Genomic DNA, 24,694 nt, shown 5'->3' on the forward strand with positions numbered 1-24,694 from the left:
GGTATTTTTTAAGTGTTATACAAATGGAACATTCTCTCCATCGGTTTCCATTTCTCTGCGGAACTCATTCCGGGAGCGGCTTGTTGGAAGATGGCCATATATTCTTCCCACTCCTGTTGGCGGGGAAGCGTGTTCAGGCGTTCCATTGCTGTGTCCCAGTCAAAATCAAGGGGAGTTTCGACAATCATAAACAGTCGTGTTCCCAAGATATAAATTTCCATTTCCAGAATACCGACTTCCCGGATCCCGGCTAGGATTTCGGGCCATGCTTCCGCCTGGCTATGTCTTTTCCGATATTCAGCGATCAGTTCCGGAGAATCGCGTAAATCGAGGGTTTGGCAATATCGTTTGACGGGAACGTCATAAGATTGAACCTGATAACCGGTTTTGGGTGTTTCCATATACTTTTATTTTTTAGGGTAATATACTTGTGGGGTAACGCTACGAGTTACAATCTCTCTCAATTCACGGAGATCGGCTATTTCTCCTTTTGCCATAGCCTGTGTCAGAATGTTTCCCATTGCAGTAGCTTCTACCGGACCTGCATAAACGGGAATACCGAGTTCGTCAGCTGTCAGTTGGTTGAGTAATTGGTTTTGTGATCCTCCGCCGATGATGTTTAGCTGACGGATCGGAGAGGGGAGACAACGGTTGAGCTGTTCCACCGCCTGCCGATATTTGAAAGCTAATGACTGGAGTACACATCGCACGGTTTCTGCTTTGTTTTTCGGCACTTGCAAAGCATGATGCCGACAATAATGAATAAGAGCGTTTTCCATATTTTCCGGATTCATGAATGTTGCGTCATCCACAGGGATAATGGTCGCAATCTGTGCTTCGGCAGCTTGCGGGATGATTATATCATAATTTTGTTCTTCGCCACATGCTTTCCATTCACTCATCAAGCGTTGCAAAATCCATAATCCTGTTATATTCTGTAGGAAACGGATTTTGCCGTCTACGCCTCCTTCATTGGTGAATTGAGCTTTTCTTGCTTCTTCCGTCAATATGGGTTCATCCACTTCCACTCCCAGTAGTGACCAAGTGCCGGAACTAAGGAAAGCGATAGGATTTTCTACGGCAGGAACAGCGGCGACGGCACTGGCTGTGTCGTGTGAGCCGACAGCAATAACGTCTACGATACCCAGTCCCGTTTCGCGGGCAATATCCTCTTTCAGAGTCCCCCTGATTGTTCCGGGGAGAATAATCTCGCCGAACAGATGTTCGGGAAGACCTAAGGCGCGTATGGTATCCACTGACCAGTTCCGCGATTGGGCATCGAGTAATTCGGAGGTGGAGGCAATGCAATATTCATTATTGGCTACTCCTGTCAGGAAATAGCTGAAGAGGTCGGGCATGAATAACAGTTGCCGGGCAACTTTCAACTGTGCATCTTGATGCTGTTTCATGCTGTAAAGTTGAAACAGCGTATTGATAGCCATCACCTGAATACCGGTGTCGGCATAGTGTTGGCGTTCATCCAATAGCTTGAATACTTCTTCCGGTATTCCTTCTGTTCTTGCATCCCGATAACAGACTGGATTTCCTAACAGGTTTCCATGTTTGTCAATCAGTCCGAAATCCACTCCCCAGGTGTCAATACCAATACTTTTTACGGCATATCCTTTTTGTGCAGCCAGTTTCAGTCCGGTCTTCATATCTTCGAACAGGGCCGGGAAATTCCAGTAGATATGATTTCCTAGTTTGACCTGCCGGTTGGAGAAGCGGTATACCTCTTCCAACTCCAGTTTGCCATGGTGAAGGAAGCCGGCGATAATCCGTCCACTTCCGCCTCCGAAGTCTGCTGCTAAATAAGTGTGTTTGATGGTATCTTTCATGGTATATTGCCCGGATATTAGTTGGTTTTCTTTCCTAATACGTAGATTTCCAGGTCTTCAATTTCTGCCGGTGTGAGTACTGAATAATCACCGCCGGATTGAACGATGATGCGGCAAGCCATTTCAAAGAAGGTAGCCCGTTCGTATACTTGATCGAAGTCTTTTCCGCATACCACTTGCCCGTGGTTGGTCAGTAAAACCGAGTTATGCTTTAGCATGGCTTCTACCACGGCTTTTGCCAGTTCCGGTGAGCCGGGACGATAATACGGAATCACAGGTATTTCCGAACCTACATGACAGGGAATTTCTGCTGTTACATTGAAGTTTGTCGGTTTGTTCTTCATGCAGGAGACAGCCGTGGCATATTCCGATTGAAAGTGGAGAACAACATTGACGTCCGGACGTTCGCGGAGAATCCCTAAATGGAATGTACTTTCCATAGAAGGTTTTACACCATTGGTAGGAGTGCCGTTGGCAATATGGCAGATAGATACTTTCTCTTTGCCAAGTGTGGGAACCCAGGAACCCGTACCGGAAATCAATGCTTCTTCGCCGATTCTCCAGGAAAGGTTACCGCTGCTGCAAAGCATTAACTTTGCATCTCCGTAACGGTGTGCTTGTTCGATGAACTGTTCGATATGTTCGTTGGTAATCATAATTGCAAAGATAAAAAAATTAGAATTAAGTGAGTCGAAATTGCTTTTATTTAGACATAAGAACAAAAGAACATAAGGTCTGCGCTAATAGAATTATTTATAGCTATTTATTGAAGTTGTTTTATCTTTTGTCCTTATGTTCTTTTGTCTGAATTAAAATTATTTGTAGATAGGACCGTAAGTGGTACAAGCTCTGTAATCCGCTCCTTCCTTATCCATGCCGAAGGCGTTCCAAGCTGCCGGACGGAATATTTCGTTGTCTTCTACATTGTGCATGCATACCGGGATGCGGAGCATGGAAGCAAGAGTGATTAAGTCCTGACCGATGTGTCCATAGCTGATGGCTCCATGATTGGCTCCCCAGTTATTCATTACTGAATATACATCTTTGAAAGCAGGTTTTTCACACAGACGCGGTACAAACCAGGTGGTAGGCCATGTCGGATCTGTACGCATATTGAGTTTCTGGTGGATTTCCGGGTCTATTTCTACTGTCCATCCTTCTGCGATTTGCAGGACAGGGCCTAAGCCTTTAATCAGGTTGAGGCGCATCATGGTTACGGGCATGCCACCTTTTGACAGGAAGTTGGAAGAGAAACCGCCGCCACGGAAGTAGTCACGGTCTGCCGGATACCAGGTAGTTGCTTTCAGGCAGTTTTCTACATCAGCGTCTGTCAGGTTCCATGGTTCTTTCATAACCGGATTGCCTGCCGCGTCTAATGATTGGCCGGAACCGTCGAGAGTTGTTGCGCCGGAATTGATAAGATGAATGATACCATTTGCTGCCAATCCGCTCAATTCTTTGCCGGTTACACGTTTCACGGCTTCAGGACTCCAGTAAGTACGTACGTCAGAGAATATTTGGGCGCGGTTGGTCAATAAATGTCCGAACAGCATAGCTACGCCGTTGCAGGCATCGTTCTCGGTAGCTACGACAAATGCTTCACGAATACCGTTCCAGTCAAAAGAAGTATTGAGCAGAGCTTCCGGATAGTCACCGTTAGGATAGAAGTCTGTCCATTGGCGTTGTCCCTGGAAACCGGCTGCAATGGCATTGTGTCCCAAGGCTTCTTCCTTGAATCCCATTTCTTTCAATTTGGGATTTCCGGTCATCAAGTCGCGCATGATAATCGTCATCTTTACAATGAATTCCCAATCAGCATCTTTCTGTTCACGGGTTTTACGTTTTTCAGGACGGTTTTTGAAGTCTTCACCTTCGTTTGTCTTGCAATTTTTTTCAGTCCAGGCCATGGCTTTGGCGTATTCTTCGTGGTCATAGATGCCTTCGTCCATTCGACGGATGATTTCTGTGAGGTCTATTGACTCATTACGCATTCCCAAATACTCTTGGAAGAAATCAGGATTAACGATAGAACCGGCGATACCCATAGATACACTACCCATTGATAGGTAAGATTTGCCTCTCATCGTAGCTACTGCCTGTGCAGCACGTGCAAAGCGAAGAATCTTTTCCGATACATCTTCAGGGATTGTGTTGTCGTCCAAATCTTGAACGTCGCGTCCGTAGATACCGAATGCGGGAAGGCCTTTTTGTGCGTGTCCGGCAAGTACGGCAGCAAGGTATACAGCTCCCGGACGTTCTGTGCCGTTGAATCCCCAGACAGCTTTCGGATAATGTGGATTCATATCCATTGTTTCTGCACCGTAGCACCAGCAGGAAGTAACAGTAATGGTAGAACCGACCCCTTCTCTTTCAAACTTTTCCGCACAAGCGGCACTTTCGGCTACGCGTCCGATCGTGCTATCGGCTATAACACATTCCACCGGACTGCCATCACCGTTTTTCAGGTTGCTGCTGATTAACTCGGCTACTGCTTTTGCCAAATTCATTGTTTTCTCTTCAAGGCTTTCGCGAACGCCACCCTGGCGACCATCGATTGTGGGACGAATCCCGATTTTCGGATACTTTTTCATGGTTTCTATCTATTAAAGGATTAATTAATATCTGTGCTGAACTGTGCTGATGTCTTCGCAAAAAAAAATTAAAGCGACTTTCGAAGTCTAACTTCCGTCGGCAAGAACTTCTGCACCGGTACATTATTGAGAACAAAATTGGCCGCTTCATTTCCCATCATTTCCCAATCAATACTCAATGAGGTTATTCCTTCGTCAATCACTTCATAGGAAGGAATATCATTGTAAGCCAACAGGCCAAAATCTTTTCCGCATTTCAGCCCTTCCAATCTTCCTTGTTTCACCACCTTTACTACGTCTTGTTGTTTGATGGCGATATAGGCAACTCCCTTACGTACAATCAGGTTCTCAATATCCTCCTGTATTTCACAGAGAAATCCCTGTTCCTGGCAGAAACGGGTAAAATACACCTTACTGCTTTGGGGGTGCTTCAGGCTTTTTGGAAACAGAAAAACGAGCTGGCGATAATTCTTCAACTTTTCCTTGAGCTGATTCAATGCCTGAAAGAAAGATTCATCAAAATCCTGGCAGATATATGAATACTTTTCTTTTTCAAATTTGCCGAAATCGAGAAGTAATAATCTTGAAGGATTAATTTTATTGAGAACAGTGCTGAATTTCTCGTTATCGAAATTCATCACGATGTATTTGTTGTATTTCCCGATGGATTCCCGGAGGATCGTATTGAACAACCGTTCGTTGTATTGATGAAACAATAAGTCTACCTTATAGTTGATAGGCAGATGTCTGACGAAACTATTGTATAAAGCTTCTTTGAAAGGAGTATATTGGTCGAGCAGCAATAAAACATTGGTCACCTGGCTCGTCACATAATAGCCCTTGCCGGGAGTGGAGTCGATCAGTCCTCGTTCGCGTAAATCAAGGAAAGCTTTGAAAACCGTATCACGTGATACTCCGTATTGAGCGCTTAACTGATTGATGGAAGGCAAAGAATCTCCTTCAAGAAATTCTTTCCTGGAAATCGCCTGGCTAAGTGCGTCCGCTAGTTGCGTAACCTTGCTTGCCTGTTGTCCGAATGTTGCCTTTTTATCAGTTCGTTTCATATTCAAAAAATAAGTAATACTATGCTGAACTATGCTGATGCAAAGAAAGGCATTTTATTCTGAACGGAATAAATAATTTGATATGTTTTATAGCAGAAAGTAATAAAAAATCCCCTCCGGCGGACCGGAGAGGATTTATTGCTTTTTCCTAATTTCTTGTTCGGAATCTGCTGAAATTTATTCAGCAGCAGCTTCTGTTGCAGGAGCTTCTTCAGCCGGAGCTGCGGCAGCTTCTTCTGCAGGTGCTTCAGCAGCAGCTTTTTCAGCAGCTTCAGCAGCTTTCTTTTCAGCGAGTGCTTTTGCTTTCACTTCGTTGATTTTCTTTTCTGCTTCCAGACGTGCTTTAGCTTCAGCTTTCTTAGCTTCGTCTTGTTTAGCTTTCAAAGTAGCCAAACCTGACTGTTTGTTGTTTTTCCAAGCTTCGAATTTAGCTTCTGCTTCTGCTTCTCCGAATGCGCCTTTTGCTACACCGCCCAGAAGATGTTTCTTCATGTATACTCCTTCACGAGAAAGGATGTTACGTACAGTGTCACTTGGTTGTGCACCTTTCAGTACCCATGCCAATGCAGCGTCGAAATTCAAATCTACTGTAGCAGGATTGGTGTTAGGGTTGTAAGTACCAATCTTCTCAATAAATTTACCATCACGTGGTGCTCTGCTGTCTGCAATTACAATTGAATAGAACGCGTAACTTTTACGTCCGTGTCTTTGCAATCTGATTCTAGTTGCCATTTTAAATAATTGTTTTTAATGATTGATTTGAATTATGCTATTATCTCGTAATAGCGGGCACAAAGATACGGCTTTTCTTTTGATTGACAAACATTTCGTATCTTTTTTATGAATACCGTTTCGGATAGCGGAACAAGATTGCTAGTAAGGCGCATGCTCCCATTGTAAACGGATAATAGAGATTGCCGATGATACTGATGGGGGAGATACTGGCGAGTCCCGCTGCAATCAGCATCTGCGCTCCGTATGGAATAATCCCTTGTATCAGGCAGGAGAAAGTATCGAGGATACTGGCTGTTTTTCTTCGGTCAAGATGGAATTTCACGGCAATATCTTTGGCAATCGGTCCTGTTGTAATAATGGCAATCGTGTTGTTGGCAGTACATAAGTTGGCGATACTTACCAGGGCTGCGATGCTTAATTCGGCTCCTTTTTTACCATTGACGTGGCGGGTGAGTTTCCGGATAATGAAATCGATACCACCGTTATAACGGATTGTTTCGAGCATCCCTCCGGCCAACAGGGTGATAATAATCAGTTCTCCCATTCCTGTAATTCCTGTTCCCATGGCACCAAACCAGTCGAAGATCCCGAAGCTGCCGGTCGCGATGCCAATGATGCCACTTGTCAATATACCTATTATGAGTACGAGCATCACGTTCATTCCGGCAATGGCTGTTCCTAATACTATTATATAAGGTATAACTTTGATCCATTCAATGGTCTGTGTTTGGGTGGGGGCTGTAATGGATAGTCCTTGAAATATGTAAATTCCCAACACAATGATGGCTGCCGGGACGACAATCATAGAATTTACACGGAATTTATCACGCATTACACATTCCTGGGTTTTTGTCGAAGCGATGGTGGTGTCGGAGATAAAAGATAAGTTGTCTCCGAAAAAAGAACCGCCTACTACGACGGCTACCATAAAGGGGAGAGCTATTTCAGTTTTTTCTGCCAGTCCTACGGCAACGGGAGTAAGGGCGACAATAGTTCCCACACTGGTTCCGATGGATAAAGAGATGAAACAGGCGGCAATAAAGATACCTGCCAGCAATAAATTGTCAGGAAGAATATGCAGCGTCAGATTGACGGTGGCATCGATTGCACCCATTTGCTTTGCGCTTTGGGCAAAAGCTCCGGCAAGGATGAATATCCATATCATCAGGAGGATATTCTTATTGGCAGCTCCTACCGAGAATTGATAGATACGTTGGTCTAGTTTTAAGCCGCGTGTAATGGCGATGGCATAACAGGAAGAGACGAGGAAGGCCACTGTGATAGGTACTTTATAAAAGTCGTTGACGAGGATAGAAGTTACCAGATAGAGGCAAAGGAATACGAGTAACGGGCTTAATGCCCACCAGTTTCCGGGACGGTCTTTATGTATTTTTTCTTCAGTCATAAATGAACGTTGGGTATTTGTTTTATTCTAAAATCAAAATAGCGATGCAAAAGTAGTGTTTTTCACAGGAAGTGGCAAAAAGGAAGTCGAAAGAAGGCATTATTTCATTGATCTTTCTATAGATGAGGGAGACACTCCATAGAAAAAAAGTATAACCTGTTCCTACTATTGATAAGTAGGGCAGGTTCTTTTTATTATTTCTTATTGATTTAAGCGCAAGGGATGTGTGAACCAGAAACGGCTGCCGACTCCTATTTCGGATTCGGCACCGATAGTGCCGCCAAGATGTTCGATGATACTTCTGCAAATAGATAGACCTAAGCCCGTGCCTTTTGAAAAAGAGTTGAGTTTTACAAATCGGTCGAACACCTGATCTACTTTATCGGGTGCAATCCCCATACCTGTGTCTGTGACAGCGAATTCTATCTCATTACTTTCTGCTTTATGGCGATATTCCAACATAATCTGCCCTTCATTTGTAAATTTGAGAGCATTATTTATGAAATTGGTAATAACCTGCATTAAACGTTTTTTGTCTGTGTAAATATAATATTCAGGTAAATCCGGAGCCAGCAAAACGGGTACGGGTTTATCTTCTTTTATATCATAATTGCGCATTATATCTTCGCAGAAGCTCTTGATATCCAGATGATCCATGGTGAAGTCGAGTGTTCCGGCTTCTATTTTCGATAAATCGAGAATATCGGAAATCAACTGCAAAAGAAGTTCTGTGTTTTCCTGCATAATGTCAACATAATCCTGACGTTCTTTTTTGTCATCCGATTCAATCAACAGACTTGCAAAACCAACAATCGCATTTAGCGGAGTGCGGATTTCGTGACTCATGTTAGCGAGAAAGGCTGATTTTAAGCGGTCCAGATTTTCTGCTTTTTCTTTGGCTACTCTTAGTTCTTCTTCAATCGTTTTTTGATGGTTGATATCGACACTGGTTATAACATGTGCTATTTGTCCGTCAATCCAGGCAAATGCTGCGCTGAATACCCGGAACCAACATTTGTCAAACGGGCGTTGGTAGTCCCAGGAGTAGACTTTGGTAGGTTGCCCGTTTTCGTCAATCAAATGTTTTTTAGGACAAAATTCACATTCTCCGGTTTTATCTTTATAAAGAGCCTGCCAGCATTTTTTTCCTTCAAAATGTTCGATGCCTCCATAAGGAGCGGCCATAGATTCATTGACATATAGCATATCATGAGAATCAAAAGAGTTCACATAAATGTCAACTCCCATATTATTCATGATGCTGCTTAATGTCTTGCTTGCCCGCACTTCTCTTTCTTTATATTCCCGCACTGCTATTTCCTTGGAGAGGGAGCCTAAAATGAGATGAATCACTTGAAGTTCTTCATCGGTGAAGGATATTGCATGTTCTCTGTCTCCAAATCCGATGAATCCGATAATTTTCCCTTCGGAGTCTTGGATTTGCCGGATTAGTAATGAGTCGACTTTATAAAAATCCACGATGTCTACATCATTCCAAGAAGTATTTTGGTTTCTGCAAGCATAAAAAGGTTTGTTCTTTCCATTTATGCGCGCAGCATGTTGATTGGTCATTTCGCTGATTTCAAAACGTTGTCGCAGGATGTTGTCGCTATTTCCGACAGTTTCCTTTAGGTAAAAGTAGCGAAATCCATCAGTTTGGTAAATGAATCCTCTTTTAAAACCATAGTATTCGCAAATATCCGTAAGTGATTCTGTGATTTTGTTTTCAATAGATTCACAGCCATTCAATCTTTCTAAAAAATGAAGTAAAAATGCATTATAATTTTCTTTTTCTCTGGTCATATTGTTTTAGGCATCTTGTTTGGTTATTTAAACTCGAAAGGAGTATGCTGTTTATCTCTTTCAAATCTTCAAGCTGCTAATATACGGACTTTTTTAAAAATGATGAACGCTGTTTCGGATTTTTGTAATGTTCCGTTTTTCTTTTTCTTGGTGCGAAAAGATAATGTAATATATGATATTTCCGTTGGATTTTAGTTAACTAACAACAGTATTTTGAGAAATAAAGAGGTGGAATTGTACGGATTTATTAAATAAAACGTTGTTTGGGGAAGTTAGTCAGTCTTAGAATTTTTCGAACTTGTAAGTAATTGATTACTAATGCATAATAAATGGTGTGTTTTTCCTTTAAAACCAATGGGTCGCTCCTTTAAAAGAAACGACCCGTTGCACACCGAGAAACACACCGTTCCTTTTAAACGAACGTGCTTTTTCATCTTCGGATACGTGAATTTAAATAATAATGTTTATATTTATTGTTTTATATCTGCGCAGCCGGCATTATTTTAATGCTTCGGTAACCTGCGGCATCATTGTCCAAATAGTATTTTCATTTTGAGCGGTGAAGAAGTTACCATCTATCTCTGATTTCTCATCGGTAGCTGTTCCGTTTTGAATAGCTGACTTGGCTAATGGGTGAACTGCTACTTTTTTTCCTTTGGTTATACCGGTAAAGTCAAACATCATTGCACCGGCACAATGTCCGATCATCATTTTCCCTTTATCCCCGAACGTTTTAATGACTTGCATCAAATCTACATTATAAGGCTTATCGGCATTCTGCTGAAATACAGGCACTGCATCGCCACAAGAGAAAACGAGTGCGTCAAACTCATCTTCGTGTCCCTTCAAATTAGCAATCACATCATCCACTGTTAGGTTGATTCCTGAATTTGTTTTAATCTCCTTCGTATCCGATACGGCAAATACTTTATATGAAATGCCATTCTCGAAAAATGCTTCCAAATATTGGAATAATCCACAACCATTTACCGGATTCACTGCTAAAACTGCAACTTTCTTTGCCATAATCATAATTATTTAAATGAAACAATAGTTATTATTAGTAAGTTTATTACTTTTGTGATGCAAATGTATCTTTCTTGTTTGAGAAATGCAATAACGTACTTGAAAATAAGGAAGTTACATAGAGGTAACTATTGCTGAAACTCAATAAAATACAAAACGTTAAAGAATGAAAAACTTTCATCCGACGGGGAATTGTCCGATAAGAGATGTGCTTAGCCGCTTGGGAGATAAGTGGTCGATGTTGGTGCTTATTACGCTGAACGCAAATGGAACTATGCGTTTTAGTGATATCCATAAAACGATAGAAGACGTCTCTCAAAGAATGTTGACTGTTACATTGCGTACTTTGGAATCAGATGGATTGGTTGAACGGAAAGTATATGCTGAAGTACCTCCTCGTGTGGAGTATTGCCTGACAGATACAGGTGGTACCTTGATTCCTCATATTGAAGGACTGGTGGGATGGGCTTTGGAGAATATGAATATTATTTTGGACCATAGGAAAATGAGTCGGTAACATTTTTATTTTGTGACAAAATAGAAAATATGGAGATAAAACTAGTAACTTCAGATAAAAAAGAATTCCTTGATTTATTACTCTTGGCTGATGAACAAGAAAGTATGATTGACCGATATTTGGAACGCGGTGATATGTTTGTTCTTTATGATGACGGGTTGAAAGCTCTTTGTGTGGTGACACGTGAGGGAGAAGGTGTTTATGAAATCAAGAATATTGCTACTGTTCCTTTCTTCCAACGACAGGGGTACGGAAAACGTTTAATAGAGTTTTTATTTGAATATTATCAGGGGAAGTGCTCTGAAATGTTGGTGGGCACAGGAGATGTGCCTTCTTCCAGATCATTCTATGAACATTGTGGTTTTGCGATTTCTCACCGGATAAAGAATTTCTTTACTGACAACTACGATCATCCGATGTATGAGGATGGTGTGCAGTTGGTGGATATGATATATTTGAAGAAAACATTTTAGTGTGTAGTGAGTGAAGGAAGTTCAATCGTTTGGGTGGAATGAAGGATTTTGTTCGTTTATGTTACTGTATGAATGAACGGTTTATTTATAGCCTCCTATTGTATGAAACCGTGTTTCTCAATTTTTACAATTAAAGACTTCACTTTTAATAAACGTACTTTCTGTTTATAATAAACTTTGTGATAGTTTATTATAAACGGTATCAGAGTTTATTAAAAACTATTTTGAGCGTTTTTAGAGATTCGATAGAATGGATTAAGTAAAAATATAAACGAAATAGGGCAATGAACGTTAGATCATTGCCCTATAATATATCTGTGCTAATACTGAAATGTATCAGTTTAAAGGCTTTTTATGTCTCTGTTTTTCTTATATTTTTCATTCCTCTTATTACTTTTGTTTCCTCAAAGATACAAAATAAAAAGCCATTTGTCAAGTGTTTCAGAAGAAAAGCCGATTATTCATTAAACCAGTCTATTTTCTTTGAAAAGTACATCACTATTGCCAGAATGATAAACAGTCCTAAGCTGCCTGCCAATAATGCGAAAGTCTCCAGTTGGATAAGCACAAAGATGTAAATATAGAGTATAGTCAACAAACCGGACATGATTAATGACGGTTTCTTTTTCTTGGTGATTCCGAACATGTATCCGCCTACCAGTATAATAGTCAGTGCAGAAGATAACAAATAGGCAGGGTTGAAACCGATGTGTTCAGAGAAGGAGAGGAGCAGGCTGTAGAATAGGCAGAGTGCCAGTCCTACCAATAAATACTGCAAGGCATGAATGCGGGTCTTGTTCATGATTTCAGTGAAGAAGATAACTCCGAAAGTCAGTAGGATAATCAGAATGGCATACTTTGCGGAGCGCATGGACTGCTGGTACTGTTCCACCGGAATTTTGAAGTTTACACCAAAACTGGAGTTTTCAATATCCTTGATGTTCGAGGTGTTGTAGTCAGCCATCACCTGCGAGTAATTTCGGTTCAAGTTTAAGACTTGCCATTGTGCGGAAAATTCCTTCTCCGTAATATTCCGGTTGTTAGGCAGATAGTTCCCGGTGAAGCTCGGTGTATTCCAGTTGGCTTTCAGATCTACACGGGTTGTTTTACCCAATGGAATAAAGTTGAGTGACTGTGAACCTTTCAGTTTGATTTTTATTTCGTATGGCAGTTTTTTGTTCTGCTTCAACTCCGACAAATTAGCGATCGCATGAACTCCGGTGTTAGCTATTCCTCTGTTGTCCATACCCGGTTCGAATATATAAACAGAATCTCCCAAGGTGATGCTGATTTGTTCGCTGATACCCCGCATATCGGTCAGGTTCAAGCAAATAGCTGCCCTGTCAAACTGCAACTGGTCCATGTCTATTCTGCTCTTTTTCAATTCTTCCGAACTGAATGAACCTTTCAATGTCAGTTCCGATTGATATACATTGACCTCATAGATACTTCTTTTCAGGATTTCAGTCTTCAGTTGTCCATTGACCATAAGCTCGTCAGGAAAAAGTATCAGGTCTTTGATGGAAACCTTCTTCTCACCGTTGTTTTCAGTGACAACCGGATACTGGAGATTCAGGTAAGGGCCAGTGATGGTCTGTGCAAGACTCCATTTTTCGCTTACCTCGTCGATAGCTTCTTCCTGGGTTCGTCCCCGTTCGGAAATAAGATTCTCAATCATAAACATGGGGATCATCAGGAGAAGGATTAATAATCCGATGATGACAACCTTGATTGTTTTGGAGAAACGGTGGAGGCATCCCATAGGTTGCTGCGCCTGTTGCTCATTTAAATTTTCATTGAAAGCGTCCATAAGCCAGTAGTGTTTTGATGAATTATTTATTTTGATTTTAGAAATTTCTCTAAGGCTTCAATATGCGATTTGAAAGCTTCTCTGCCTTGCGGGGTTGCCTGAAAAACAGTCCGTGGTTTTCGTCCGACAAAACTTTTGTTGCATACGATATATCCCAGTTCTTCCAGGGCACGGGTATGGCTGGCAAGATTGCCGTCGGTCAGAGAGAGCTGTTCTTTCAGAAAATTGAAATCAGCTTCCTCATTTACCATCAGAATAGCCATGATGCCCAGTCGGACCTTGCTTTCGAATGCTTTATTAATATATTGGAATGCTTCTATCATTTATGATCTCTTTCTTTCGTAGTGTAAATAGAACAATATACCATAGAGGATATGGAAACCGCCGAAACCGATGGTCCAAAACAATAATGAATGACCTTCCCAGAAACAGTCTACGACGCCCAAACAGATGAAAGCATAACCTAACCATACGATGCTGGAATAAGTAAACTTGGAAACGTTGACCAGTGCCAGCCCGTAAAATAGAAGCATGACAGAAGCCAGAATGTCATAATACTCGTGCATAAGGATGGAAATACATAAAACACCTCCGGTCAGCATCGGAAGAGAGAAATTCCACAATGCCCGGTAAGTGAGGCGACTGAAAAATTTTTGCCCTGTCTTCTTGGATTTGTAATAGGACAGGATGCAGGCAGTGACCGCAGCAGCTACCAATACAAGCGAGGCTATTATAGCCATCAATTCAAGGGCAACAATTAAATGAGTGCCCGGTGTAATAACTTGTGTGGCGATATATGCGCCAACTAATGCGTAAATGCCCGCCATGATTGCAGCGAGACCACTTAGAGAGATAAACTTTGAGGACTTTTCCATCAACTCTTTTATCTCATTTACCGATTCTAATGCTTTATCTTTATTCATATAAAAAAGTACTTTGTAGTGCAAAGTAAAATAAAAGATTTCAGATGAACAAACTTTTTGCTTGAATATTTTGATAATAAAGAGTTCAATGGTATGATGAGGCTTTGATATGGTATTATACAAAAAAAGAATTGCTGTCCCGTTCAACTTCTTGTTGAGTAGGGGATAGCAATTCTATGGTGTTAATGATGTGCCTTTTAACTTCGTATAAGTTACTGTATCAAAAAAAGAACAATTTACAAGGTTACACCTGTTTTAAAGATAGCAATTTCGCGATAGCCTTTCTTTTCGTTGTTTACGAATTCACCGCTTGCCACTTTGATGATATAATCAATGAAACGTTCGCAAGTCTTTTCCATCGGTTCGTTTTCTACAATCACACCAGCATTGAAGTCAATCCATCCCGGTTTGTTTTTAGCCAGCGTCGAGTTGGTGGAAATCTTCATGGTTGGAACAAAAGTACCGAAAGGAGTACCACGTCCGGTGGTGAAAAGTACCATGTGACATCCGCTTGCAGCAAGGGTGGTGGCTGCAACCAGATCATTGCCCGGAGCAGAAAGCAGATTAAGACCTTTTTTCTGTAAACGTTCGCCGTAAGGCATCACGCCGGATACATAGCTCTTTCCGCACTTCTGGGTACATCCCAGTGCTTTTTCTTCCAGGGTGGAGATACCGCCGGCTTTGTTTCCCGGAGAAGGATTTTCACCGACAGGCTCTCCGTGTGACAGGAAGTATTCTTTGAAGTCATTAATCAGATGGACGGTCTGTTCAAACAGTTCCTCGTTTTTGCAACGGTTCATTAGGATGGTTTCTGCACCGAACATTTCCGGTACTTCGGTCAATACGCTTGTACCTCCCTGTGCAATCAGGAAATCGGAGAACATACCCAATAGCGGGTTTGCTGTAATGCCGGAGAAACCATCGGAACCACCGCATTTCAATCCCACACGCAGTTCGGACAAAGGAACATCGGTGCGTTCGTCTTTAGAAGCCTTTGCATATAAATCACGCAGGATTTCCATTCCTTCTTCATACTCGTCACCTACCTTTTGAGTAACCATGAACTTCACGCGGTCTTCATCAAACTCGCCCAGAAACTCACGGAACACGTCCGGCTGGTTATTTTCGCATCCCAAGCCTACTACCAATACAGCGCCTGCATTGGGGTGAAGCACCATGTCACGAAGAATCTTTTTCGTATTTTCGTGGTCGTCACCAAGTTGTGAGCAACCGTAGTTGTGTGGGAAAGCGACAATGGCATCCACTCCCTTACCTTCGGTTTCGCGACGCAGTCCTTCAGCCAGTTGACCGATGATACCGTTTACGCAACCTACTGTCGGGATAATCCATATTTCGTTTCTTACCCCTACATCACCGTTTTTGCGACGATAACCTTTGAATGTAAGATCTTTATGAGGAATATCCAAAGAAACCTGAATCGGGTTGTAAGTGTAATCCAACAATCCGGCGAGGTTGGTTTTGATGTTCGTTTCGTTCATCCAGTCACCCTGTTTCTTTGCCATTCGTGCATGTCCGATAGGATAACCGTACTTGATTACATTTTCGCCTTCAGCAAAATTCTTCAATGCGAATTTATGTCCGGCGGGAATGTCTTCGTTCAATGTAATTTCAATGTCATCTACAGAAAGATGCTCTCCTGCCGGGAGGTTAACAATGGCAACGGCAACGTTGTCGGCAGGATTAATTCTTAAATACTTTGTTTCCATGTAATGTACTTGTAAAGTTGTACTTTGTTGTTATTTGCTATGGTAATAGTCTATTGTTTCTACCGTTAACAAGTCGATGGGCATATAGTTGATGCAGGTCACTTCTTTCTTGAAAATAAGGTGATCGCAAAGAGCTTTGATGCCATTGGCGCCTTGCAGTTCCGGTTGCTGGGCAATGAGGAAAGAGATGCTTCCTTCTTTCAGGCAGGTGACATTCCGTTCCAGAAGGTCATAGCCTATCAGATTGAAATCTTTCTTTCCGCGACTTTGCAGGTATTCGCCGACGATATAGGCTTTAGAGTTGAATGTGATTCCGTTCTTCACTGTCGGGTAGGTACGGAAGAATTCATCCAGCATCTCATTGTCTTCGTCGTTGCGTTCGGCATGCAAGTCGAGCTCCAGTATAGTACAAGACGGATGATGTTCTTTCATGTACTGCCTGAAACCGATTTCTCTGTTCTCTTGCTGGTTAGAACCCACAATTCCTTCATGTATTTTGCGGAAAATAACGATTTCCTTTTCATCCCGTGCCAGTAACATCATCATTCTGGCAGCAAAATATCCGCTTTGGCGTGAGTTCTGACCGAAGAAGGCGAGAGGAGGAACGTCTTTGATATTGGAATCTATATATATATAAGGTATATCCAATGCCTGCAACTGATCGGTGAAACCTTTCGTATATTGCGGAGCGGTAGGAGCTACCATCACTCCGTCCGGCTGTAAAGCCAGAATGGCTTCGCTGGCATTCTCGAATGAATGGTAGTCGTACGGATCGTAATAGTTGATTCTCACCGAAGTATTGAAATCCGAATAGGTGGCAATAGCTTCGTGGATACCGGTTTCTACCGCTGTCCAGTATTCGCCTTCCAGATGCTCCGGTAGCAGACAGATAAACGTATACTTCTTATTAGAAGCCAAAGCGCTGGCGTACATGTTGGGCTGGTAGTCAAGCTGCTTCAGAATTTCTTCTACGCGTTTCTTGCTGGCTTCCGACACTCCGCTACGTCCATGAATAACGCGGTCTACTGTTCCCACTGATACATCTGCCAGACGGGCGATGTCTTTGATTCTGATCCTTTCGGGCAATTTATTCATACGATAACCTTTATTTATATAGGTTTTTGTGCTCGCACACAATAATAATCTTAATATTTTCGATACAAATATATAACAATTTTTGTAATTACGAAAATTGTTGTATCTTTGTGCCCGCACACGAAAGGTATGTGATGTTAGTCTTTTTATAGATTAATAGACATATTATCAGCGTGTTAACCCCTAAAATAGGGCTGAAATGATAAATTGAAAGTTCATAATATTAATAACTTAGAATTTAAAACATAAGATTATGGGAAAGAAAGTCGTTACATTAGGCGAAATCATGCTTAGATTATCAACTCCGGGTAATACTCGTTTTGTTCAATCTGACTCTTTTGATGTAGTGTATGGTGGTGGAGAAGCTAACGTTGCAGTGAGCTGTGCCAACTACGGACATGACGCCTATTTCGTAACTAAATTACCGAAACACGAAATTGGACAGTCTGCTGTTAACGCATTGCGTAAATATGGCGTAAAGACAGACTTTATTGCCCGTGGTGGCGACCGTGTAGGTATCTACTACTTGGAAACAGGTGCTTCTATGCGTCCTAGCAAAGTTATTTATGACCGTGCTCATTCTGCAATTGCTGAAGCTGACGCTGCTGATTTCGACTTTGATGCTATCATGGAAGGTGCTGACTGGTTCCACTGGTCTGGTATCACTCCGGCTATTTCTGACAAGGCTGCCGAGTTGACTCGTCTGGCTTGTGAAGCTGCAAAACGTCACGGCGTAACTGTTTCTGTTGACTTGAACTTCCGTAAGAAACTGTGGACGAAAGAAAAAGCACAGTCTATCATGAAACCGTTGATGCAGTTTGTAGACGTATGTATCGGTAACGAAGAAGATGCAGAACTTTGCTTGGGCTTCAAACCGGATGCTGACGTTGAGGCTGGCCACACAGATGCTGAAGGCTACAAGGGTATCTTCCAGCAAATGATGAAAGAATTCGGATTCAAATATGTAGTTTCTACTTTGCGCGAATCTTTCTCTGCTACTCACAACGGTTGGAAAGCTATGATCTACAACGGAGAAGAATTCTATACTTCAAAACGTTATGATATCGATCCGATTATCGACCGTGTAGGTGGTGGTGACTCTTTCTCCGGCGGTATCATCCACGGTTTGATGACTAAACCTAATCAGGGTGCTGCTCTTGAATTCGCTGTTGCTGCATCTGCATTGAAACATACTATCAATGGTGACTTCAACCTTGTTTCTATAGAAGAAGTAGAAGCATTGGCTGGTGGTGACGCAAGCGGTCGCGTACAGAGGTAAATAAGTTGAGAGTTGAGAATGGAGAGTTGAGAGTTTGAAAAATCAATTCATTTAAAATAAGAAATTAAGATGGCAAAATTCGATAAAATAGCCGTATTGAATAAGATCGGCTCTACAGGAATGGTTCCTGTATTCTATCACAAAGATGCAGAAGTTGCAAAGAAAGTAGTAAAGGCTTGTTATGACGGTGGTGTTCGTGCTTTCGAATTCACAAACCGTGGTGACTTCGCACAGGAAGTATTTGCTGAAATCGTTAAGTTCGCAGCAAAAGAATGTCCTGAAATGGCAATCGGTATCGGTTCTATCGTTGATCCGGCTACTGCTGCTATGTACTTGCAGCTGGGCGCTAACTTCGTAGTAGGTCCGTTGTTTAATCCTGAAATTGCTAAGGTATGTAACCGTCGTTCGGTAGCTTATACTCCGGGATGCGGTTCTGTATCAGAAGTAGGTTTTGCGCAGGAAGTAGGTTGCGATCTTTGCAAAGTATTCCCGGGTGATGTTTACGGAACTAACTTCGTGAAAGGCTTGATGGCTCCAATGCCATGGTCTAAGCTGATGGTAACAGGTGGGGTAGAACCTACTAAAGAAAACCTGACTGCATGGATTAAAGCTGGTGTATTCTGCGTAGGTATGGGCTCTAAGTTGTTCCCGAAAGATAAAGTGGCAGCAGAAGACTGGGCTTATGTAACTGCAAAATGTGAAGAAGCGCTCGGTTATATTGCCGAAGCTCGTAAATAAGATTAGAGAGCGAAAGCTGTCTATAATAAAAAGAGGTTGATGCGACAGCCTCTTTAAAATATGCCTCGAGGGTTAGTTAGTTTAGTTAGTATATGAGGCATATTTTCATTTTGTTTAAAGGTGTTTAAAGGGGATAAGCCATCGGGATGATTCATTCATTTCGGTGGCTTGTTTTTTCTGGAGGGGAGCCGTTACTATTGCCGAAAGTGGAATGGGGATGAACCAATCTCCCAATAAGATGTTTTTTAGGTAGTAGATGTAATAACAATATATAATATGGAATCTCATCATCACGAACATAATCATCAGTTGACATCGCTCAATAAGGCTTTTATCATAGGCATTACTCTGAATATTGCTTTTGTTATCGTAGAATTCGGAGTAGGGTTTTATTATAATTCTCTGGGATTGCTTTCTGATGCCGGGCATAACTTGGGTGATGTAGCCAGTCTGGTGCTTGCCATGTTGGCTTTCCGGTTGCAGAAAGTTCATCCCAATAGCCGCTACACGTATGGATATAAGAAGAGTACGATTCTTGTCTCTTTATTAAATGCAGTTATATTATTGGTTGCCGTGGGCATTATTATTGCCGAGAGTGTAGATAAATTGTTCCACCCGGTTTCCGTAGATGGTTCTGCCATCGCATGGACAGCCGGGGTGGGAGTGGTCATCAATGCGCTTACTGCCTGGCTCTTTATGAAAGATAAAGATAAGGATCTGAATGTGAAAGGGGCTTACCTGCACATGGCAGCAGATGCATTGGTGGCTGTCGGTGTAGTTGTTTCCGGCATTATTATCACCTATACAGGATGGAGCATTATTGACCCGATTATCGGGCTTGGCATTGCTGTTGTCATTATTGTCTCTACTTGGGGATTGCTTCACGATAGCCTTCGGTTGTCGTTGGATGGAGTACCGGTGGGGATAGACGCTCAAAAGATACAGCAAATTATCATGGAACAACCCGGCGTGGAGAATTGCCATCACCTGCATATCTGGGCGTTAAGCACAACGGAAACCGCTTTGACTGCCCATATTGTTATTGACAATATCACACAGTTGGAAGAAGTGAAACAGCATATAAAGGAAGCACTCGAAGAGGCAGGTATTCATCATGCCACTTTGGAGTTTGAAGACGAAAGGACTACTTGCTGCAAGGAATGTTGTGAGGATTAAATAAAATCCGTACCTTCGCGCCCTTAAACTAACTAACCTTTATTTTTTATGTTTACTGACTTATTGCATTCCTCTTATTTTTCCCTTTTCCTGATTGTCGCATTGGGATTTATGCTGGGAAGAATTAAAATTAAGGGGTTATCTCTCGATGTGTCGGCAGTTATTTTCATTGCCCTTCTTTTCGGGCATTTTGGTGTTATCATTCCTAAAGAATTAGGAAACTTCGGCTTGGTGCTCTTCATTTTTACCATCGGTATTCAGGCAGGGCCCGGATTCTTCGATTCTTTCCGTAGCAAAGGAAAGACGCTCATTCTCATCACTATGCTTATTATTTGTTCCGCCTGTCTTACTGCAGTCGGACTGAAATATGCATTTGATATCGATACACCGAGTGTTGTCGGTCTGATTGCCGGAGCGCTGACTAGTACGCCGGGTTTGGCTGTTGCCATCGACAGTACCAATTCTCCTCTGGCATCCATTGCTTACGGTATCGCATATCCGTTTGGAGTGATCGGCGTGATTCTGTTTGTCAAGCTGTTGCCTAAAATCATGCGGGTGGATTTAGATAAAGAAGCCCGTCGCCTGGAGATAGAACGTCGCGGACAATTCCCGGAATTGACTACTTGTATTTATCGCGTCACTAATGCGAATGTGTTCGATCGCAGCTTGGTGCAAATTAATGCGCGTGGTATGACAGGTGCTGTCATTTCACGTCTGAAACACAATGATGAAATATCCATTCCTACCGCCCATACGGTGTTACATGAAGGAGACTACATACAAGCCGTAGGCAGCGAAGAGTCACTGGATCAACTGGCTGTGTTGGTAGGCAATAGAGAAGAAGGTGAACTGCCTTTGGATAAAACACAGGAAATAGAATCTTTGTTGTTGACTAAAAAAGACATGATAAACAAACAGCTGGGTGATTTGAACTTACAGAAAAACTTTGGTTGTACAGTGACTCGTGTTCGTCGAAGCGGTATTGATTTATCTCCGTCTCCCGATCTAGCCTTGAAGTTTGGTGATAAACTGATGGTAGTCGGTGAGAAAGAGGGACTTAAAGGAGTAGCCCGCCTGTTGGGAAATAATGCGAAGAAACTATCTGATACGGACTTTTTCCCCATTGCAATGGGTATTGTATTGGGCGTGTTATTCGGCAAAATAAATATCTCTTTCTCTGATAGCCTGTCATTCTCACCGGGACTGACCGGGGGAGTTTTGATGGTAGCTCTTGTGTTGAGTGCGATAGGTAAGACAGGACCCATTATCTGGTCTATGTCCGGACCTGCCAATCAGTTGTTGCGCCAGTTAGGTCTGCTTCTTTTCCTTGCCGAAGTGGGAACTTCTGCCGGTAAGAATCTGGTAGCTACCTTCCAGGAAAGCGGATTATTGATGTTCGGAGTAGGAGCCGCCATCACATTGGTGCCAATGCTTGTTGCAGCCATTGTCGGACATTTCGTATTTAAAATCAGTCTGCTCGATTTGCTGGGAACTATTACGGGAGGGATGACAAGTACTCCGGGACTCGCTGCCGCTGACTCGATGGTGGATAGCAATATTCCGAGCGTAGCTTACGCAACTGTTTATCCGATTGCCATGGTATTCTTAATTCTGTTTATTCAAGTAATAGCCTCGGCTGTATATTAACAGAATTTCATATAATAATTGATTGTTAAATAAATAGTTCGTATCTTTGTCGTCTCAAAGAAAAAAATGAGGTGAAACGATTGTTATTGAATATTACACGCTACTTCTTGCCGATACTGTTTGTATCGTATCTGGTAAGCTTTACATTCTTTGCCCACGTGCATGTGGTCAATGGCGTGACAATCGTCCATTCACACCCGTTTAAGAAAGGGGCGGCACATAAACATTCTACAGTCGAACTACAGTTGATTCATTTTCTGTCTCACTTAACGGCAGACGGTGCGGCTGTTGTTTTTGCTCTTTCCCTTTTTATTCCTTTCTTATTGTGCTTGTTGCTCGGACGTTCGCAACACTCTCACTATCACTGTCCGTATCATGGGGTAGTGGGACTTAGAGCACCCCCGGTTATTCGTTTTTCTGTTCTTTGAATGATGATACCGTACCTTGCATGAGGTAGGGCATTATCTGTCTATCCATGTGAATACTTATCGAAAATGAATAACAAACGAAAAATGAAGAAATACATCTTTTCGCTTGTCTGCCTGTGCTGCACATTGCTGCCTGCCCTTGAAGGACAAGCTCATGAATATCCTAATCATCCCGAATTACGTAAGTCAGATGCCAACATCGTTGGCCATATTCTTGATAAAAATACAAAAGAGCATTTACCCTATATTACAGTTGCCTTGAAAGGTACGACCATCGGAACTGTGACCGATGCTACCGGGCATTATTTTTTGAAGAATCTTCCCGAAGGTAATTTTGTGCTGGAGGTCAGTTCGGTGGGATATAAAACCGTCAGACGGAATGTGACGCTGAAGAAAGGGCGTACATTGGAAGAAGATTTCGAGATAGAAGAAGATGCGGTTGCTTTGGATGGCGTAGTCGTATCTGCCAATCGTAATGAAACCACCCGCCGTCTGGCTCCGACACTGGTGAATGTAGTAGATTTGAAAATCTTTGAGAATACCAATTCTACGACTTTGGCGCAAGGCTTGAGCTTTCAGCCGGGTGTTCGTGTAGAGTCCAATTGTCAGAATTGCGGTTTCCAGCAAGTGCGTATCAATGGACTGGATGGCCCTTATACGCAAATCCTGCTCGATTCCCGTCCCATTTTTAGTGCGCTTTCCGGTGTGTATGGTATCGAACAGATTCCTGCCAGCATGATAGAACGTGTGGAAGTGATGCGTGGAGGCGGCTCGGCACTGTTCGGCTCATCTGCCATTGCCGGTACAATCAATATCATCACCAAAGAACCGATGCGCAACTCTGGTATGTTATCTCATACGATTACGGGAATTGGCGATGGCGACGTTTTCGACAACAGTACGGCATTGAATGCGTCTCTCGTGACGGACGACCAGCGTGCAGGTCTGTATATCTTCGGTCAGAACCGCCACCGTTCTGCGTATGACCATGACGGCGACGGATATTCCGAAATACCCAAATTGCACGGTCAGACAATTGGTTTCCGTTCGTTCCTGAAAACAACGACTTATTCGAAACTTACTTTTGAATATCACCACATGGAAGAATTCCGCAGGGGAGGAGACTTATTGAACCGCCCGCCTCATGAAGCGAATGTGGCGGAGCAGACCGAACACTCAATCAATGGCGGAGGACTGAAGTTCGATTATTTCTCCCCTAACGAGAACCATCGTTTCAATGTGTTTGCATCTGCACAGCATATCAATCGCGACAGCTATTATGGTCCAGGTGACAGAGACCCTTTGGATGCTTACGGAAACACCACTGACTTGAACTGGATGGCAGGCTCACAGTATGTCTACAGCTTCGGCAAATGCATCTTCATGCCTTCCGACCTGACTGCCGGAATAGAGTTCAATCAGGACAAACTGGAAGATAACATGTGGGGATACAACCGCACGGTAGACCAGAAAGTGAATATCGGTAGTGCTTTCCTTCAGAACGAATGGAAAAATGATCATTGGGGATTCCTGATTGGCGGCCGTTTGGATAAGCATAATCTGATTGACCATGTGATATTCAGTCCGCGTGCCAACTTGCGTTATAATCCGACAGAAAACATCAATCTTCGTTTTAGTTACTCATCCGGCTTCCGTGCTCCGCAGGCTTTCGACGAAGATTTGCATGTGGAAAATGTAGGCGGTAATGTAGCGATGGTTGAACTGGCGGATAATCTGAAAGAAGAAAGATCACAGAGCTTGAGTGCTTCGGCAGATATTTATCATCGTTTTGGTGCGTTTCAGGTTAACTTCCTGGTAGAAGGATTCTATACAAAGTTGTCGGATGTTTTTGCCCTTACCGACGGAGAGGTAGTGGATGGAATTCTGACACGTACCCGTCACAATGCATCAGGAGCGCAAGTTCTGGGATTGACACTGGAAGGAAAGATGGCTTACCTGAATAAAATCCAAGTTCAGGCGGGAGTCACTCTGCAACAGAGCCATTACAGCAAACCGCACATCTGGAACAAAGAAGCTCCGGCGGTGAAGAAAATGATGCGTACGCCAAATACTTACGGCTATTTTACAGCAACCTACACCCCGATAAAACCGTTATCTATCGCTCTTTCCGGTACCTATACCGGTTCGATGCTGGTTCCCCACGAGCCGGTTCCGGGATTCCTTGAAAATCCGATAACGGTGAATACCAAAGACTTTTTCGATATCGGTTTGAAAGCTGCTTATGACTTCAAACTTTACAAGTCGATGAACCTCCAGTTGAATGCCGGCATACAGAATATTTTCAATGCCTATCAGGACGACTTCGATAAAGGAGCTGACCGTGACTCCGGCTATATCTATGGTCCGTCACTTCCGAGAAGCTTCTTTGCCGGGGTGAAGATCAGTTATTAAGATTCGG

The 24,694-nt window shown here is 42.7% G+C and carries 22 protein-coding genes; 8 read left to right on the forward strand and 14 right to left on the reverse strand.

Features of this window, described 5'->3' with window-relative positions; genetic code table 11:
* Positions 1 to 8: 8 nt before the first annotated feature.
* From KFO40_RS16630 to KFO40_RS16670, 9 genes are all read right to left on the reverse strand, one after another.
* A complete protein-coding gene (locus KFO40_RS16630) occupies positions 9 to 401 on the reverse strand; it encodes an L-rhamnose mutarotase (RefSeq protein ID WP_004313194.1) in 393 nt (130 codons plus the stop codon).
* Positions 402 to 407: 6 nt separating this feature from the next.
* Positions 408 to 1,838: a rhamnulokinase gene (locus KFO40_RS16635; RefSeq protein ID WP_117684282.1), complete on the reverse strand. Its 1,431-nt coding sequence runs from the start codon at positions 1,836 to 1,838 to the stop codon at positions 408 to 410.
* Positions 1,839 to 1,855: 17 nt separating this feature from the next.
* The gene (locus KFO40_RS16640) at positions 1,856 to 2,494 is read right to left on the reverse strand and encodes a class II aldolase/adducin family protein (RefSeq protein WP_117684283.1); all 639 of its coding nucleotides are present in this window, start codon (positions 2,492 to 2,494) and stop codon (positions 1,856 to 1,858) included.
* Positions 2,495 to 2,653: 159 nt separating this feature from the next.
* Positions 2,654 to 4,429 (reverse strand): L-fucose isomerase, encoded by a 1,776-nt coding sequence (gene fucI, locus KFO40_RS16645; RefSeq protein ID WP_008640667.1) that lies wholly within the window; start codon positions 4,427 to 4,429, stop codon positions 2,654 to 2,656.
* A 68-nt stretch (positions 4,430 to 4,497) separates the two neighbouring features.
* Positions 4,498 to 5,493: a GntR family transcriptional regulator gene (locus KFO40_RS16650; RefSeq protein ID WP_008640666.1), complete on the reverse strand. Its 996-nt coding sequence runs from the start codon at positions 5,491 to 5,493 to the stop codon at positions 4,498 to 4,500.
* 177 nt (positions 5,494 to 5,670) lie between these two features.
* Positions 5,671 to 6,225 carry a 30S ribosomal protein S16 gene (locus KFO40_RS16655; protein ID WP_004300172.1) on the reverse strand — a complete coding sequence of 185 codons (555 nt, stop codon included), beginning with the start codon at positions 6,223 to 6,225 and terminating at the stop codon, positions 5,671 to 5,673.
* A gap of 106 nt (positions 6,226 to 6,331) precedes the next feature.
* A complete protein-coding gene (locus KFO40_RS16660; RefSeq protein WP_211146608.1) occupies positions 6,332 to 7,633 on the reverse strand; it encodes a Na+/H+ antiporter NhaC family protein in 1,302 nt (433 codons plus the stop codon).
* 201 nt (positions 7,634 to 7,834) lie between these two features.
* Complete coding sequence (locus tag KFO40_RS16665) at positions 7,835 to 9,436, reverse strand: ATP-binding protein (protein WP_117684284.1); 1,602 nt, start codon at positions 9,434 to 9,436, stop codon at positions 7,835 to 7,837.
* A 498-nt stretch (positions 9,437 to 9,934) separates the two neighbouring features.
* A complete protein-coding gene (locus KFO40_RS16670) occupies positions 9,935 to 10,462 on the reverse strand; it encodes a DJ-1/PfpI family protein (protein WP_008022937.1) in 528 nt (175 codons plus the stop codon).
* 166 nt (positions 10,463 to 10,628) lie between these two features.
* Here KFO40_RS16670 and KFO40_RS16675 point away from each other — a divergent pair, with 166 nt between their 5' ends.
* Together KFO40_RS16675 and KFO40_RS16680 are read left to right on the forward strand one after the other, a co-directional pair.
* Complete coding sequence (locus KFO40_RS16675) at positions 10,629 to 10,979, forward strand: winged helix-turn-helix transcriptional regulator (RefSeq protein ID WP_004313186.1); 351 nt, start codon at positions 10,629 to 10,631, stop codon at positions 10,977 to 10,979.
* Between the two features lie 29 nt (positions 10,980 to 11,008).
* A complete protein-coding gene (locus KFO40_RS16680; RefSeq protein ID WP_008022934.1) occupies positions 11,009 to 11,452 on the forward strand; it encodes a GNAT family N-acetyltransferase in 444 nt (147 codons plus the stop codon).
* Positions 11,453 to 11,909: 457 nt separating this feature from the next.
* Here the strand turns inward: KFO40_RS16680 and creD are convergent, their stop codons facing one another.
* The 5 genes from creD to KFO40_RS16705 form a co-directional block, all read right to left on the reverse strand.
* Positions 11,910 to 13,262: a cell envelope integrity protein CreD gene (gene creD, locus KFO40_RS16685; protein WP_211146609.1), complete on the reverse strand. Its 1,353-nt coding sequence runs from the start codon at positions 13,260 to 13,262 to the stop codon at positions 11,910 to 11,912.
* A 26-nt stretch (positions 13,263 to 13,288) separates the two neighbouring features.
* Positions 13,289 to 13,585: a winged helix-turn-helix domain-containing protein gene (locus tag KFO40_RS16690; protein ID WP_004313179.1), complete on the reverse strand. Its 297-nt coding sequence runs from the start codon at positions 13,583 to 13,585 to the stop codon at positions 13,289 to 13,291.
* Positions 13,586 to 14,185, reverse strand: coding sequence for a hypothetical protein (locus tag KFO40_RS16695; RefSeq protein WP_008022928.1), 600 nt, complete (start codon positions 14,183 to 14,185; stop codon positions 13,586 to 13,588).
* Between the two features lie 236 nt (positions 14,186 to 14,421).
* Entirely contained in the window at positions 14,422 to 15,912 is a 1,491-nt protein-coding gene (locus tag KFO40_RS16700; RefSeq protein WP_117810281.1) for a UxaA family hydrolase, read from the reverse strand.
* Positions 15,913 to 15,942: 30 nt separating this feature from the next.
* A complete protein-coding gene (locus KFO40_RS16705) occupies positions 15,943 to 17,007 on the reverse strand; it encodes a LacI family DNA-binding transcriptional regulator (RefSeq protein ID WP_118418936.1) in 1,065 nt (354 codons plus the stop codon).
* Positions 17,008 to 17,260: 253 nt separating this feature from the next.
* On the opposite strand from KFO40_RS16705, the gene KFO40_RS16710 reads away from it, so the two are divergent.
* The 6 genes from KFO40_RS16710 (at position 17,261) to KFO40_RS16735 (ending at position 24,687) form a co-directional block, all read left to right on the forward strand.
* Complete coding sequence (locus tag KFO40_RS16710) at positions 17,261 to 18,286, forward strand: sugar kinase (protein WP_004313177.1); 1,026 nt, start codon at positions 17,261 to 17,263, stop codon at positions 18,284 to 18,286.
* A gap of 69 nt (positions 18,287 to 18,355) precedes the next feature.
* A complete protein-coding gene (locus KFO40_RS16715) occupies positions 18,356 to 19,024 on the forward strand; it encodes a bifunctional 4-hydroxy-2-oxoglutarate aldolase/2-dehydro-3-deoxy-phosphogluconate aldolase (RefSeq protein ID WP_004300153.1) in 669 nt (222 codons plus the stop codon).
* A gap of 276 nt (positions 19,025 to 19,300) precedes the next feature.
* The gene (locus KFO40_RS16720; protein ID WP_211146610.1) at positions 19,301 to 20,200 is read left to right on the forward strand and encodes a cation diffusion facilitator family transporter; all 900 of its coding nucleotides are present in this window, start codon (positions 19,301 to 19,303) and stop codon (positions 20,198 to 20,200) included.
* Positions 20,201 to 20,248: 48 nt separating this feature from the next.
* On the forward strand, positions 20,249 to 21,847 hold the full coding sequence (locus KFO40_RS16725; RefSeq protein WP_009040471.1) for an aspartate:alanine exchanger family transporter: 1,599 nt from the start codon (positions 20,249 to 20,251) through the stop codon (positions 21,845 to 21,847).
* A 71-nt stretch (positions 21,848 to 21,918) separates the two neighbouring features.
* A complete protein-coding gene (locus tag KFO40_RS16730) occupies positions 21,919 to 22,275 on the forward strand; it encodes a hypothetical protein (RefSeq protein WP_141409367.1) in 357 nt (118 codons plus the stop codon).
* Between the two features lie 84 nt (positions 22,276 to 22,359).
* Positions 22,360 to 24,687, forward strand: a complete 2,328-nt coding sequence (locus KFO40_RS16735; RefSeq protein ID WP_004312545.1) for a TonB-dependent receptor — start codon at positions 22,360 to 22,362, stop codon at positions 24,685 to 24,687.
* Positions 24,688 to 24,694: the final 7 nt, after the last annotated feature.

This window comes from Bacteroides sp. 1001302B_160321_D4 (assembly GCF_015667765.1).
Taxonomy (GTDB): Bacteria; Bacteroidota; Bacteroidia; order Bacteroidales; family Bacteroidaceae; genus Bacteroides; species Bacteroides xylanisolvens.

Bases quoted from the DNA above. Each gene is read 5' to 3' on its own strand.
- KFO40_RS16735 (WP_004312545.1), top strand. From the start codon at position 22,360: ATGAAGAAATACATCTTTTCGCTTGTCTGCCTGTGCTGCACATTGCTG.
- KFO40_RS16695 (WP_008022928.1), bottom strand. From the start codon at position 14,185: ATGAATAAAGATAAAGCATTAGAATCGGTAAATGAGATAAAAGAGTTG.
- KFO40_RS16650 (WP_008640666.1), bottom strand. From the start codon at position 5,493: ATGAAACGAACTGATAAAAAGGCAACATTCGGACAACAGGCAAGCAAG.
- creD (WP_211146609.1), bottom strand. From the start codon at position 13,262: ATGGACGCTTTCAATGAAAATTTAAATGAGCAACAGGCGCAGCAACCT.
- KFO40_RS16725 (WP_009040471.1), top strand. From the start codon at position 20,249: ATGTTTACTGACTTATTGCATTCCTCTTATTTTTCCCTTTTCCTGATT.
- KFO40_RS16710 (WP_004313177.1), top strand. From the start codon at position 17,261: ATGGGAAAGAAAGTCGTTACATTAGGCGAAATCATGCTTAGATTATCA.
- fucI (WP_008640667.1), bottom strand. From the start codon at position 4,429: ATGAAAAAGTATCCGAAAATCGGGATTCGTCCCACAATCGATGGTCGC.
- KFO40_RS16715 (WP_004300153.1), top strand. From the start codon at position 18,356: ATGGCAAAATTCGATAAAATAGCCGTATTGAATAAGATCGGCTCTACA.
- KFO40_RS16675 (WP_004313186.1), top strand. From the start codon at position 10,629: ATGAAAAACTTTCATCCGACGGGGAATTGTCCGATAAGAGATGTGCTT.
- KFO40_RS16630 (WP_004313194.1), bottom strand. From the start codon at position 401: ATGGAAACACCCAAAACCGGTTATCAGGTTCAATCTTATGACGTTCCC.
- KFO40_RS16660 (WP_211146608.1), bottom strand. From the start codon at position 7,633: ATGACTGAAGAAAAAATACATAAAGACCGTCCCGGAAACTGGTGGGCA.
- KFO40_RS16720 (WP_211146610.1), top strand. From the start codon at position 19,301: ATGGAATCTCATCATCACGAACATAATCATCAGTTGACATCGCTCAAT.
- KFO40_RS16635 (WP_117684282.1), bottom strand. From the start codon at position 1,838: ATGAAAGATACCATCAAACACACTTATTTAGCAGCAGACTTCGGAGGC.
- KFO40_RS16690 (WP_004313179.1), bottom strand. From the start codon at position 13,585: ATGATAGAAGCATTCCAATATATTAATAAAGCATTCGAAAGCAAGGTC.
- KFO40_RS16655 (WP_004300172.1), bottom strand. From the start codon at position 6,225: ATGGCAACTAGAATCAGATTGCAAAGACACGGACGTAAAAGTTACGCG.
- KFO40_RS16700 (WP_117810281.1), bottom strand. From the start codon at position 15,912: ATGGAAACAAAGTATTTAAGAATTAATCCTGCCGACAACGTTGCCGTT.
- KFO40_RS16665 (WP_117684284.1), bottom strand. From the start codon at position 9,436: ATGACCAGAGAAAAAGAAAATTATAATGCATTTTTACTTCATTTTTTA.
- KFO40_RS16670 (WP_008022937.1), bottom strand. From the start codon at position 10,462: ATGGCAAAGAAAGTTGCAGTTTTAGCAGTGAATCCGGTAAATGGTTGT.
- KFO40_RS16705 (WP_118418936.1), bottom strand. From the start codon at position 17,007: ATGAATAAATTGCCCGAAAGGATCAGAATCAAAGACATCGCCCGTCTG.
- KFO40_RS16680 (WP_008022934.1), top strand. From the start codon at position 11,009: ATGGAGATAAAACTAGTAACTTCAGATAAAAAAGAATTCCTTGATTTA.
- KFO40_RS16640 (WP_117684283.1), bottom strand. From the start codon at position 2,494: ATGATTACCAACGAACATATCGAACAGTTCATCGAACAAGCACACCGT.